The 13,707-nt window shown below is 67.9% G+C and carries 7 protein-coding genes; 3 read left to right on the forward strand and 4 right to left on the reverse strand.

The window, feature by feature from the left end:
• Nucleotides 1–68 precede the first annotated feature (68 nt).
• Complete coding sequence (locus EP7_RS07345; RefSeq protein WP_463527177.1) at nucleotides 69–1,568, reverse strand: S1C family serine protease; 1,500 nt, start codon at nucleotides 1,566–1,568, stop codon at nucleotides 69–71.
• A gap of 588 nt (nucleotides 1,569–2,156) precedes the next feature.
• Here EP7_RS07345 and EP7_RS07350 point away from each other — a divergent pair.
• From EP7_RS07350 to EP7_RS07360, 3 genes are all read left to right on the forward strand, one after another.
• Entirely contained in the window at nucleotides 2,157–3,788 is a 1,632-nt protein-coding gene (locus tag EP7_RS07350; RefSeq protein WP_463527178.1) for a sigma-70 family RNA polymerase sigma factor, read from the forward strand.
• 508 nt (nucleotides 3,789–4,296) lie between these two features.
• The gene (locus EP7_RS07355) at nucleotides 4,297–6,336 is read left to right on the forward strand and encodes a sigma-70 family RNA polymerase sigma factor (protein ID WP_463527179.1); all 2,040 of its coding nucleotides are present in this window, start codon (nucleotides 4,297–4,299) and stop codon (nucleotides 6,334–6,336) included.
• A gap of 110 nt (nucleotides 6,337–6,446) precedes the next feature.
• The gene (locus tag EP7_RS07360; protein ID WP_463527180.1) at nucleotides 6,447–6,905 is read left to right on the forward strand and encodes a hypothetical protein; all 459 of its coding nucleotides are present in this window, start codon (nucleotides 6,447–6,449) and stop codon (nucleotides 6,903–6,905) included.
• A 197-nt stretch (nucleotides 6,906–7,102) separates the two neighbouring features.
• Here EP7_RS07360 and EP7_RS07365 read toward each other — a convergent pair whose 3' ends face one another.
• The 3 genes from EP7_RS07365 to EP7_RS07375 form a co-directional block, all read right to left on the reverse strand.
• Nucleotides 7,103–10,528 (reverse strand): AsmA family protein, encoded by a 3,426-nt coding sequence (locus EP7_RS07365; protein ID WP_463527181.1) that lies wholly within the window; start codon nucleotides 10,526–10,528, stop codon nucleotides 7,103–7,105.
• 65 nt (nucleotides 10,529–10,593) lie between these two features.
• Nucleotides 10,594–11,841: a hypothetical protein gene (locus EP7_RS07370; RefSeq protein ID WP_463527182.1), complete on the reverse strand. Its 1,248-nt coding sequence runs from the start codon at nucleotides 11,839–11,841 to the stop codon at nucleotides 10,594–10,596.
• Nucleotides 11,842–11,911: 70 nt separating this feature from the next.
• Nucleotides 11,912–13,699 (reverse strand): CRTAC1 family protein, encoded by a 1,788-nt coding sequence (locus EP7_RS07375; protein WP_463527183.1) that lies wholly within the window; start codon nucleotides 13,697–13,699, stop codon nucleotides 11,912–11,914.
• Nucleotides 13,700–13,707: the final 8 nt, after the last annotated feature.

Here is a 13,707-nt window from a genome sequence, read left to right on the forward strand (position 1 = left end):
CGGACGGCTCGGCTCGATCTTAGCCGACGCCCGGTGGCCTCGGCAATCCGATGGCGGGCTCAAGGGGCTCAGGGGACGGAGACGGGGCCGAGGTCGGTGCCGAGCTTGACCGGCCCCTTCTTGTCGGCGACCGATCGGCCGAATTCGTCGGGCGACCTGACGGGGGTGCCGTCCACGGACGCGATGAGCTGCCCCTTCTTGAGGCCGGCCTGCTCGGCGGGTGTCCCGGCGACGACCTCGGTGATCACGACGAAGCCGCGGAGCATGGCCGCGTCGGGGTCGACGACCATCGGCTGGACGTTCCCCATCGTCGTGCTCATGTGGTCGATGCGCAGGCCACGCCAGGGTGCCGGTCGGTTGGTGGCGATGATCTCGCCGTCGACGGGGAACTTGGCCAGGACCAGGGTCTTCTCCAGGTCCTGTACGCCCCGGGTGAACGGGTCGACGCGGCGGACCTTGATGGAGACCTCGCGGCCGACGGGAAGGGCGTTGACCGCCAGGATCAGGCTGTCGGTGTCGTGGACGGGCCGTTCGCCGACCGAGATGATCGTGTCTCCGCGGACGATCCCGGCGCGGTCGGCCGGAGACCCCGGTCGGGTCTGCTCGACGCGGGCCAGCCCGTCGACCGGTCGTCCGAATTCAGGGCTGCGGCCGGTGTCCAGGGTCAGGCCGAGGAAGCCGTACTCGACCTCCTTGCCTTGCTTCAGGGCCTCGATGGCACGCCGGGCCAGGGCGTCGATCGGGATGGCGTAGCCGGCCCGGCCGTCATAGCCCTCGACGTTCGCGCCGGCGGTGGTCAACCCGACCAGCTCCCCTTTGCGATTGATGACCGCGCCGCCGCTCATGCCCAGGTTGAGCTTGGCGTCGAGCTGGAGCAGCGAGGCGAGATGCCTGAGCTGGCGGGGGTTCTGGCGCTGGTTGAAGTCATAGGCGGGGGGCTCCAGCTTCCTGGCCAGGTTCGACAGGATGCCCAAGGAGGCCGACGCCGACCCGTCGCGCGCGGCGTTATAAGGGTTGCCAAGGGCGATCAGGAACGACCCTTTCCGAAGGGTCGCGGCGTCGCCCAGGGCGATGGGCGTCAGCTTGGGCGGGGGCGAGCCGGGGATCTCGCGGGGCGCGATCACGGCCAGGTCGCTTCGAGGATCGGCGGCGATGATCTCGGCGGCGAACTGGGGCTGGCTGCGGGTCCGGACGGTCAGGCGTGCGGCGCCTTGAACCACGTGGTAGGCCGTCAGGATCTCACCCTTGGTGCCGATGACCACGCCAGAACCATAGTCGAAGGAGAGTTCCTCCTCGGCGTCGACGGGGGCGAACTGGCCGAGCTGGGGGTTGAAACCGTTGATGACGCCAGGCGCCACCCCGGGCTGCGGCCGACCGCGGACGGCCACGGTTTCCTGGCCCTTCTCGGCCTTCTCCCTCGCGATGGCCACGACCGAGGGCTCGGCCCGCGCGATGGCGTCGGCCACCGCGTTCTCGAGCGCCTCGACCGGGTCGACGGACTTGGGCTCGTCGGCCTTCGCCGCGGCGGCGAGGAACAGGGCTAAGGCGAGCGCGGCGTACTGACGCATCGTCGAGAACCCCCGGCGCCAGGCGCCTTCGTTCGAGCCCAATCCGAGCAACCAAAGGGCGGGGGATCGGCCGACCCTCGGCACTCGATCGCCCGCCAGACCATCTTTCACGTTCCCAGCCTCTCCGACAAGGCCGGCCGTTCATGCCCCGTCTCCGCAACCGCCAGGACGAGGCGCCGGGTTCGTTTCGTTTTCCCAGAATCGGCCACGCAGTCAGGTCATTCTTGAGCCGGAAGGAGAACTCAACACCTCAAAATGGTCGATCATAAGTCATTATAAATCATTAAGTTGCGACATAAAATCTTGGACAGAAAATGACGGCTTCCAAAGTCACTTCCGATTCTTTGACAATCGTCATAGGCCTGACCCAAGCCTGTGGCCTATCGCGGACGTCGGCCCTCGCCTCCAGGCCAAGGCTACTCGGTCGGCCGATTTGGTCGCAAACGTGAGGACCAAGCACGGGGTTCCACCAGGAGGGGGGCAAATGGTTGCGAAAAAAAAGCGGGAACCGCAGGCCGTCCATCGGACACTCTCTCTGAACAGCACCGCCTCTCTGAACAGCGCCGTGATGGCGAGGAGAACCGGCCCTTGACGACCCGGTATGACGGCATGATCGTGCGGCAGCTCGCCTCGCTCTTTGAGGTAGGGAGTTTCCGAGAACTCTCCGACGGCCAGCTCCTGGAGCAATCTCTGGGAGACGAGCGCGAGGCCGCCGAATTGGCGTTTGGTGCCCTGGTGAAGCGGCATGGGCCGATGGTCCTGCGCGTCTGTTGCAGAGTTCTGGCCGACCCGCATGACGCCCAGGATGCCTTCCAGGCCACGTTCCTCGTGCTGGCTCGCCGAGGTCGTTCCATCAGGCGGCGTGAGTCGTTGGCAAGCTGGCTCCACGAGGTCGCGTTGCGAGTCGCCTGTTGCACCCGCAGGGCGAACGCCGTTCGTCAGGCCCACGAGCGGCTCAGGGCCGGGCAGCTGGTCGAGGCGGTGGTTGCCCCGACCGACGACTCGGCGGAACACGCGACGATGCTGCACGAGGAACTCGCCAGGCTGCCCGAACGGTATCGGGCGGCGGTCGTCCTCTGCGCGTTGGAAGGGCAGACCTGCGAGGAAGCGGCGAGGCGGCTGGGCTGTCCGGTCGGGACGATCAAAAGTCGGCTGGCGCGGGCCCGCGAGCGACTTCGCCTCCGGCTGGAACGCCGAGGGCTGGGGACGGTAGGGTTCGCGGCCTTGCTCACCGCCGAGTCGGCCAGAGCGGCCGTCCCGGCGAGGTTGACTGCTCAGCTCGTGGCCAAAGCCGGCCGGGCGGGGTCCTCAGGTGTCATTCAAACAGCGGTTGCAGAACTCACACAGGAGGTGTTGACGCTCATGCTGCGAGACCAATTGCGTTACGTTGCGATCGGCATGCTGTCCCTGATCGTCGGGGTTTCCGGCGCCGTCGCACTGGCCCGATCCCCCCAGTCTCCGGCCGTGGCCGCGGCGTCAGCCCCCGGGCAGGCCGAGGCACCCGTCGCAGACTATGTCGTCGAGCCCCCCGACCTGCTCGTGGTCGAGGTGCTCGATGCCCTGCCTGGACGGCCGATCAAGGGAGACCACCTGGTTCGACCGGATGGGACGTTGTCCCTGGGTTATTACGGAGATGTCTTCGTGGCAGGCCTGACGCTGCGACAGGTCAAGGTCGCGGTCATCGCCAAGCTTCGCGAAAACCTCGGCGATGACCAGCTCGGACTGATCGAGCCAGACGGGCGTCACCCCAGTCAGAACAGGGTCGTGTCGCCCGAAAAATCGACGCGAGTTCTCGTGGACGTATCGGCCTACAACAGCAAGTTCTATTACGTCCAGGGGGACGTCGGGTCCCCTGGCAGGCTGCCCGTCACGGGAAATGAGCGGGTACTCGACGCGATCAACTTCGCGGGCGGGCTGAACCCGTCCGAGGCTAAACGGAATATCCGGCTGGTCCGCCCGGCCTCTCCGGGCATCTGCTGCGAGCAGGTCTTCAATGTCGACCTCGACGCCATCGTCAAGGCCGGCGATCAGTCCACCAATCACCGGCTCGGTCCCGGAGACCGCCTGGTGGTCTACCGCGATCCGGTGTCCGAGACGACAGTAAAGGGTCCGAGCCTCGAGGCACGCTTCGAGTCGATCGAACGCCGGCTGGATGCGATCGAGCGTCGCCTAGAACGGGCTGTCGACCTCCTGGAGGCCGCACAACCTCCCCGGCCCTAGGGCGATCGATCGTCAGGGAAGCCATGTCAGATGGGCGCGGTGAGCTCAACGGAACGGACTTCCGAGATATTGGCGGAGCAGCGTCGGGGAGAGGAATTGGCTAGACCTCTCGATGGCCCCCTCTCTCGGCTTAACGCGGGGATAAACCATCGGGAACTCGGCAAGCAACCCACTCCACTTCCGTCATCCAACCACTCCGTTTGTGAGCAACCGCCCCGACTTGCCCGGTCTTACTTCCTTGACCGACACTAAAAGGCCGGCAAGGCGCGTGCAACGTCCCATGATTGCGAGATACGGCCGGGGGTCGATCGGAGGCCCGGGGTCAGTTGTGGGTCGTCCATTCAAGTCCGAATCGCACCTTGGTCCCGGCTCGTGCCGAGCCACGCGTTGAAAATCTTGATCGGGTCCGGAGAAACCTGTATCGGCGGGGCGAACCGGTGCAGTAATCCCTTCATGTCGGCCCGACGGTTGGCGCTTCGCCCGCCTCGGGCCTCGGGAGGGACGCGGCATGGGTCACGGGTCGAGCGAGCAACTACTCAGGCAGGTGGGCCGGCTGTTCGCGGAGGGGACCAGCGCGGGGATCAGCTCGACCGAACTCCTGGAACGCTATGCGTCGAGGCGTGACGAGGCGGCGTTCGAAGGGCTGGTGGCGCGGCACGGTCCGATGGTTCTGGGCGTCTGCCGGCGAATGCTGCGCGACCCTCGGGATGTCGACGACGCCTTCCAGGCGACATTCCTCATCCTGGCGAGGAAAGCGTCGAGCCTGCGCGACCCGGGAGGGCTCGCCCCCTGGCTGCACGGGGTGAGCACCAAGGTGGCCGCCCGAGCCCGCTCGCTGGCGATTCGCCGGGGAATCATCGAGCCCAGCGCCGGTGAGTTGATGACCGACCTCCCGTCGTCGGATCGCTCGTCGCCGGGCGCCGAGTGGGCCGAGCTGCGGCGGGTGCTGGACGAGGAGATCGCTCGCCTGCCGGAGAACGATCGGACACCGCTGATCCTCTGCGGCCTGGAGGGGCTCAGCCGAGACGAGGCGGCCCGCCGCCTGGGTTGGCCTCCGGGAACGGTCGCCGGCCGCCTGGCCCGTGCCCGCGAGAAGCTCCGAGGCCGCCTCACTCGCCGCGGCATGACCCTGCCAGCATCCGCGGGACTTGCCCTGGTCCCGGAGTCCTTGATCGCCGCCGTGCCGCCCGCCTTGCAGGCCCGCGCCGTCCTGAACCTCGGCGCCGACCTGGGCACCGTCACCCTCTCCTCCACAGCGAGAACCCTGGCCAAACGAGCACTCTCCGCCATGGCACTCACCGAGTCGATCAAGCTAAGCGCCACATTCCTCGTCGCGGCCGGAGTCCTGGCGGCCGGCGTGGGAGCCGTCGCTCAGGGCGTCGGCCCTGCCGGGAGGAATCCCGAAGTCGAGCCAGCTCGACCCATCGCACGCCAGGTTCAAGAACCCGGCCCGGCGATTCCGACCGCGGCGCAAGACGCCACTCAAACGAAAGTCGCGGCCGAAGGGGCTGGAGGAGCGAACCCGGAAGCGGTGAGCAAGTCGGAGGGTGTCGCGAGTTTGCTCGCTCTCGCGGAGGCGAGGGTCGAGGACCTGTCGACGATGAAGGCGAAGATTACCTCGCTCATCGTCAAAGACCTGACCGATCTGGAGGTTGATGAGGCCCATCTGGAATACTTCCGTAAGAGGATGGTCGAACACAGGAAAGCGGGCGAGGAGGCCGAAAGCAAGGCTCAGAAAGAGCAGTATCGTCGAGAGCAAATCGTCAAAAACTCGACCTATGGGCCGACGATTGACGGAATCGTGATCGGCCGCCGGGTCTCGGCCGATGAGGCCAAAACGCCCGAAGGCCGGACAGAAATCGAACGCCAGATGACGATCCTGAACGCCCGCGAGGACGAGGCCAGACACGAAGCAACCGAGAGCGAACGAAATGAAGCGAAAGCGCGGCTGACCTATCAGAACTTTGCCGAGGAAGTGTCCGGCAAACGCCGGGATTTACGGGATAGGGAACGAGAACTCGATCGCCTGGAGCATGAGCACGCCAGGGCCGTCCGGGAGGCACTTCGATTCAAGGTGTCAGCCGAACCCAGGAGAATCGGCGTGGGGGACACGCTCGAAATCGCGGTCCTCCAAGCCCTACCAGGAAGACCGATCAATGGAGAGAGGATCGTCCGGGAGGATGGGACGATCTCGCTCGGATATTACGGGGAGGTCCAGGTCGCCGGCTTGACGAGGATTGAGGCCAAGGTCAAGGTCGTCACACATCTGACGAAATCGCTCAGCGATGAACTCCTAGGCTTGGTCGAGGAGGATGGAGGGAGCGGCAAGTTCATCAGGATCCCGCCCGGAAACTCCTCCACCGTTTTCCTGGATGATTCGAAGGCGTTCACTGATGAGATGGCCAGGGATCGGGACGATGAAACGCTTCGAGGCGAGATCGAACGGTTGCGGCGGATCGTGAATGAGTCGGGGAATCTGCCGGCGACGAGGAGGACGAACGCGCGAGTGTTGCCCCAGCCCGCCGAGAACGAGACGGCGAAACCTTGATGGCTTCACGATGACTGAATTCGGGCTTCGCCGGCTCTGATACGATCGGTGCGAGCCGGGGTCGGCGAATACGACGGACCTCGCGGCTCGGATCGATCTGGAGCATGGCCATGAGAGGCCCCGGGATCGGGCTGCGGAATTTGCTTTGGCTCGGCTTGATCGTCGCGGTCGACCTGTCGCTCTACAGGGGGGCATTTCGACAGCTGTCCGTGCCGGCGATCGGGGCTGTCGTCGTCCTGCTCAATGTCGCGCTGACTCGGCTCCTGGTCTGGGGGGGATCGTTCCGCGCGTTCGACTACGGATTTCTCGCGGCCGGGCTCGCAGCGACATTGGCGACGATCCCCTACAACAGCGATCCGCAGATCCTTCACGGACTGATCAGGCTGTACCGCGATGTGACCGGAGACGTGCAGTTTCTGAAGGTCTATCGCGTCACAACACTTCATCGGATGGATCGCGCATCCCTCAGCGTCCTGCTCGTCGCCTTCGCGGTGGCTGGCGGAGTCGTCGCCGACCGGGGAGTGAAGCGAACGAAGGCGACGGGCGTGGCGAACGAATCGACCCATTGACGATCGTGCCGCCCACGGACGCAAAGGCGTGGGCGAGGGGGTTCGGGAGGGACGCGCCAGTCCGGGAGGATGGCTCGTCCTCCGCTGACATCGTGCGGAGTCCGGCGATCCCGGGCACCCGCGAGGTAGGGCCGACCAACGACGTGCTCGGCAAGTGGGCCGACCCTGGGAGTCTGGGCGGCGCCGGGCCGGTTGCGTCAGGGCCTCGAGACAGGGGGCTCGGGCGGGATGCCCCGGAGGCCGGCCTTGCGTTCTTGTCTCAGGCGACGACGAATCTGACCGGGGGTTTCCCTGGTCGGGGCGGGGTCGGGGAGGGGGGGTTGGGCCTGGCCGAGCTCGTCGGAGATCGCCGGTGATGGGGCGGGCGCGATGGCGGTCCGGGGCTGGATGAGGCGGAAGAGGAGGTCGGAAACCCCCTGAGTGGCCCCTCGGCGTAGGAGGGTCTTGCCCAGCTCCTTGAGATGCGCGGCGAGCGCATCGCGGTCGAGCTTGGGATCGTCGAGGGTGCCGCCGACCGGGATCGTCAGGCGGGTGCCGCCGGCGAGGTTGGACAGGAGCGGGCTGCCGGCGACCAGCGACGGGGTGATGGGCAGGCTGGCGGTCAGGGCCATCGTGCGGTCGAAGCCGACCCAGCCGTCGAGCTCGATCCGAGAGAGCTTACCCAGCGGGATGGACAGGCCGTGCTGGTTGACCCGGCCGTCGGCGATGGTCAGGGAGACGGGCTGATCGAGTTGCAAGGTGGGGGCGATCTCGCGACCGACGAGGCCGAGGAGCTGGTCGGCGAGGGGCCCGGGGCCGAACTCGACGTCATCGAAGAGGACCGAGCCTTCCAGAGTCGGCTTGCCCGCGGCGGCGGAGAGCGGGATGTAGGCCTCGCGCACGGCGACATCGAACGCTCCTCGGATCTGGGTCGCGTCCTGGAGCACCGGGGCGACGTAGGCGAGGAGCCTGCGAGACGCCTTTTCGTTGATGCGAGCCGCCTCGATGAACGAGCCTGGAGTCAGGCGGATGGCGGGTCCATGCTCGCGAGAGAGGTCCAGCTCGGCCTCGATGCGGAGGCGACCTTCGTTGAGGGTGGTCTCGATCGGGTCGAAGTCGAGGCGGCCGTTGCGTGCCCTGAGGATGATGGGGGCCGGTCCCACGGCGATGCCGAGCAGGTCGAGCTCGGTCAATTCCACGCCGAACTCGGCGTCGATCCCGGCGAGTAGTTCGTCGAGGTCGCCCGCGCCTCCCAGGGGACCTCGCACGCGGAAGCCTCGGGGGCGGCCGGCGAGCTTGGCCTCCGGATCGAGGCCGCCGAGCATGGTGCGCAGTCGGGCCCAGTCGGGCTGGAGCTTCCCCTTGAGGTCGACGACCCGGCGATCCAGGAGGTCGAGGATCTGGCCGGAACCTTCGACTGTGACGGGGCCGCCGGTGAGGGTCAGCTCGGCGAGGTCGAGGCGGCGGGTGGCCGGGGTAAGGTGGGCATCGACGGTCGCCTTGACGGCGGGCTCGACGTGACGCGAGTCGCCGGCCGGCCAGGATGCGTCGCGGACTTCGAGGCTGCCGGTGAGCTCGACCCCGTCCTCGTCGGCCAAGGCGCTGAGCCGTGCGTCGCCGCGACCTGCGATGCCGCCGGGCTTTCGGCCCGAGGCGGCGGCGAGTTGCTTGTCGATGAGGTCGAGGTCGCCGGAGAGGGTCGCCTCGGCTCGCCAGTTGGCCCGGCCGACGCTCCAGCCCCGGATCCCCTCTGCGCCGAGCGTGACGGGGGAGGGGGTGCGTGCCGAGGGGGGAAGAAGCTCGAAATCACCCCGGTTGAGGTCGGCCCGGCCCCGTGCGGAGACGATCAAGGGGGGGGCCCCCTGAGTCTGAAGGCTGACCTGCACGTCGTCGACGTCGAGCGATGCGTCGTCGTGCATGGCCCCCTGGAACTGGGCGGTCAGGCGTGCGCCTTCGCCGAGCGAGGGGGCATCGCCGGTGATGTAGGCCTCGACGTGGGTGGCCCCGTGGTCGGGCTCGGCGTCGAACCGGGAGGTCAGGCCGGCCGATTCGACCTGGAGCGACGCGATGTCGTAACCGCGAGGCAGGCCGTCGGTGCCCGCGACCCCCTCGATCTCGGCGTGGAGCGTCAGATCTCGGGGCGTGGTCCCGGCCTGGAAACCGACGATCCCCAGGTCAACTTTGGCGAGGTAGGCCAGGTCCTCGGCCATCCTGAACGTCCCGGCGAGGTTGCCCCGGCCCGCGAGACGCACACCACCCAGGTCGGAGACGTCGGCGAGCTGCTCTTGCAGGATGGCAAGATCAAGCTTGCCGTCGATTTTCACCCCCTTGGAGAGGGTGCCGCGACCCGAGGCGTTCAGGATCGGGCTCTTGACGGTGAACTCGTCGACGGCCAGCCCCTCGGCGCCTCGTGCGATCATCAGGGCGAGCGTGGCCGGCTCGCGCTGGCGGATCGAGGTGTCGCCGATCCGGGTCACGAGGTCGCCGACGCGGGCCTCGAACTTCCAGGGGGAGGGGTCGTCGGGTCGAGTCTGGGCGTGCAGGTCGAACTCGGCCAGGCCGCGCTCGACGACGAGATCGGGCCTGAGCCTCAGGGTCCTGGGGAACTGGCGGGCGAGCTGTGCGAGGTCGAGCTGACCCCGTGCGTCGGTGGACCGGCCCTCGCGGGGCGGGAGGGGGCCGCTCGCGGAGAGGTGCACGATGGCGGAGTCGACGTCGAGTCGGCGGGCGGTCCAGCCCTCGGGCTCGCGGGCGACATCCCAGACGGCCGCCAGCCGGTCGAGGCGAGGGAAGTCGCCGTGGAGTCGTGGGCCGGCGAGTTCCAGGTCGCGCAGGCTGGCGTCGCCCGAAGTGGCCAGGCGGCCTGCCTTGCGGTCGACGCGTGCCTGGCCGTCGAACCTGGCTCGGGCCGTCTGGGTTTCGGAGGTAAGGTCGATCGGCCAGCCTCGGCCGGTCGCATTGACGTGCAGATCAGGGGGCTCGCCGGGGTGGGGATGCCAGCGGTCCAGCTCGCCTCGGACGGCCAGGGTGCCCGACCCGAGGGGGTCGCCAGCCACGCCGGGCCCCTCGACCAGTTCCACCGAGAAGGCGAGCGGGGCCGGCGCCGCGGCGATGTGAAGTGAGACGTCGGCACGCGCGGCCTCGACCGGATTGCCCAGTTCGGGGGCGCGAAGGCGGAGCGTTCCCCCCTCCACGACGATCGTCAGGTCGAGGGCCGGGTTGGGCCGCAATGCGCCGCGGATCGCCTCGAAGATGTCGAGGGTGGCGTCGGCCTTGCGCTCGACATCGAGCTTGGCGGCCTTGAGCTTGAGGGTTCCGTAGCGAGGCCGATCGAAGAGGATCTGCGCGAGGTTGCGGTCCCAGGTCGCGTGCGCGGCCTGCACGACGGGCTGCCCCTGGGGGCCGAGCAACGCCAGATTCTTGATCACCGCGGGGCCGAACCAGGAGGGCTCGAAGGATTCGAACCGCAAGCCTCCAGGGGCGAGCGCGGCGTTGGCCTGGCTGAGCAGGAGTCGCTTGACTGGGCCCGCGGCAATGATCCAGGGAAGGGCGACCGCGAGGGCGGCGATTAACCCGAAGGCAAGGAACGCCATCTTCTTCCAGAAGGGCCGGCCCCCTCGCCGTTTCGGTGAATTGCCGCTCATCGATGCAGGCCTCCTGGTGCGCGTCTGGATGGCCGGTCGAGGGCATTCGCCCCGCGTCGGCCCGCTTATCTTACCTCACGAGACGCGGGACGCCCACCCGACGGACCGGCGTCTCGCCCCTGCTCAAGAGACCGCCAGGCGGCGGCCTCGGCGGGGCGTCCCCTGCGCTCGCGCTGGTCGGCCAGGCGGGCAATCAACTCGGGGTAGGGCTTGATGCCCAGCCCCGCGGCCTCGCCGGCCTCGACAAAAAGCGGATAGGCCTCGGGCTGCGCGGCCTCGTGTCGGGCCTGGCAGGCTTCAAGCGCCTCGGCTTCGCCGGCGTTCTCGGGGCCGAGGCGGTTGAGGGAACGTGCCAGCCGATATTCCAGGCGAGGGTCGTGGGGCAGATGCTTCAGGCCGATCCGGAAGGCCTCGACGGCCGATTTCCAGTCGCCCCGCTCCTGGGCAACCAGGCCAAAGTAACGCGCGAAGCGGGGGTCTTCGGCCAAGGTATTCGGCAGAGTCGGTAGCACATCGGTCAGGACGTCTGCGCGGTTCCCGAGGTCCAGGGCGCCAAGATAGAACTCCCAGGCCTCGGGGTCGCCGGGGTGGGCATCGACGTCGGCGGCGAGCAGATCGAGGCCGCGGTCGACGTCATGGCCGTCGCGCACCAGGGCCAGGCCCATCCCCCGGCGCACGTCGGGGTCGTCGGGCTGGGCCTTCAGCATCGGCTCGAAGATCAGGATGAGGGACTCGGGGGCGGGCGGCTGGGCTTCCTGCCTGAGTAGCTCGTGGAGCAGCTGGGCCCGGTCGCCGGGGTTGGGCTCGACGGAGACCTGTGCCATCGCGACGGCGCGGGCGTGGTCAGGGCGACCTTCCAGATAATCCAGGTCGAGCAAGCCCCAGGCGGCCTCGGGAACGGTGGGATCGGCCTTCAAGGCGGCAACCCAATCGGCCCTCGCCCGGCCCAGACGCATCAGGCGACGCTCGGCCTTGCCTTTCCAGAGCAGGACCAGGGCCGTCAGAGCCGGCGTGTCGGGCTTGATGGCATCGAGGTGCTCGAGCGCCCGACGGATCGGTGCGAGGTCGGAGTGGTCGGTCTGGCGGTCGAACCGGTTAATCAGAACCTGAGCCAGGAGCATCCGTGGCCTGGTTTCTGAGGGGGCCCGCTCGACCCCCTGTTTCAGCAACGCCACAGACTCCTCGAAGTAACCGTCCTCGGCCAGCCGGACCGCCTCGTCGAGGTCGGGCGGGGCGGGCGAGAGGGCGAAGACCAGCACTGCGCCGAGGGCGAGGACGACCAGTGCGGCAAACAGGGCCGAGGTCCGCGTCATGACTCACTCCGTCCGGCCGAGGCTTTCGTAACCTTAGGTCGAAATCTCCCCGGGCTCGTTCCGCGTGCATTCATGGGGTCGATCCCGAGGGCTCGATGACCTGATGGGCTCGGTCGATCGCCGGGCCATCCAGGGTGGTCAGTGTCCCCGAGGGCCAGCGGATCACGACCTTGTCGACCCGCTCAGACTTGCCGAGGCCGACGAGGAGACGCGGGTCATTGGACGAGAGGTAGCTGCCCCCCCCTTTGACCTGGCGGCGTAAGACGCGAGTGCCGACGTGGACCTCGGCCGAGGCGCCAATCGAGGTGCGATTCGAGCGGGTTCCGGTCAGGTCCAGGCGAATCCAGTGGCCGAGCACTTCGGTCTCGTTCAGAAGGACCGCAGGGCGCGCATCCATCCGGCTGATGACGGCGTCGAGGTCGCCGTCGTTGTCCAGGTCGCCGAAGGCGGCGCCCCGGGCGACGTGGGACTCGCGAAAATAAGGACCCGGGTCGGCGGCGAGCCGGAACCGGCCGTCGCCCCGGTTGCGCCAGACCTTTGCGGGCTCGGCCCAGGGGACATCCCGGCCCATCGCGGCGAGGTTGTCATCAACATGCCCGTTGGCGACGAACAGGTCGGGCCAACCGTCATTGTCCAGGTCGCCCAGCGAGCAGCCCCAGCCGACATAGGGTGCTGTCCCCGCCACGACCCCGACCGAGGCGCTGACGTCCTGGAATCCACGGCCGCCCAGGTTGCGGTAGAGGGTGCCATAATCGCCCTCGAAGTGGCTGACGAACAGGTCGGGCAGGCCATTGCCGTCGGTGTCCTCGGCGTCGATGCCCATGCCGGCCTGGGCCTGGCCCGACTCGCTGAGGGCGGCCCCAGAGCTCTCGGTGGCGTCGGTGAAGGTCCCGTCGCCGTTGTTGAAGAAGAGGAAGTGGGGGCAGAGATCATTGGCCACGTACAGGTCGATCCGGCCGTCGTCGTCGAGGTCGGCCGCGAGCACGCCGAGCCCGCGGCCGTCGGCTCGCAAGATCCCGGCACGCTCGGTGGCGTCGACAAACGTGGCGTTCCCCTCGTTGTGATAGAGGAAGTGGCGCTGGGGGGTGATCGTCCGGGGAGAGCAATAAGTGACAACCCCCTTGGCCGCGTCGCCGCAGGGCTGGGCGTCCTTCAGCGGCCAGCTCCCGTAGCAGGTCACGTAAAGGTCGAGCTTGCCGTCGTTGTCATAGTCCAGCATCGCGGCGCCCGACGACCAGAGCCCGCACTCGGCGCCCGAGTTCTCTCGGCGACGGAATGTGCCATCGCCATTGTTGAGGTACAGGACGTTGCCGTCGAGATTCGTCAGATAGAGGTCGACATGGCCATTGTTGTCGACGTCACCGGCGACGACCCCTTGATTGAATCCGTCGAAGCCCACCCCCGCACGCGCCGTGACGTCCTCGAACGTGCCGTCCCCCTTGTTCCGATAGAGCGCGTTGCCCTTTGAAGGTGACTCGGTACCGATGGGAAGGTGGCGCGTGGTGGAGAAATAAAGGTCGAGCCGCCCGTCACCATCGTAATCGAGCATAGCCAGGCCGCTGCCGTTGGCGGTCGGGTAGAGCTTCTCGGGGGTATTGCCGCTGGTATGGGTGAACCTGATTCCGGTGGCCTCGGTGGCGTCGCGAAACCGGATGTGGTCGTCCGGGTCGACGGCCAGGCGGTGGGCCGACCGGACGGTCCTGGGCGAGGCCGCGGGCGGTTCCATCCGGCCCGCCGATGAGGCCGGCGGCACTGGCGTGGAGTCCGTCGCCGAGGGCGACGACGACGCGGGCCTGCACCCCTGGGCGAGCAGGGTCAAGACGACGATCGCGAGCGGGCTCAGCCAGAGTCGAGGCATCGGTCGGG

The organism is Isosphaeraceae bacterium EP7 (genome assembly GCA_038400315.1).
Taxonomy (GTDB): domain Bacteria; phylum Planctomycetota; class Planctomycetia; order Isosphaerales; family Isosphaeraceae; genus EP7.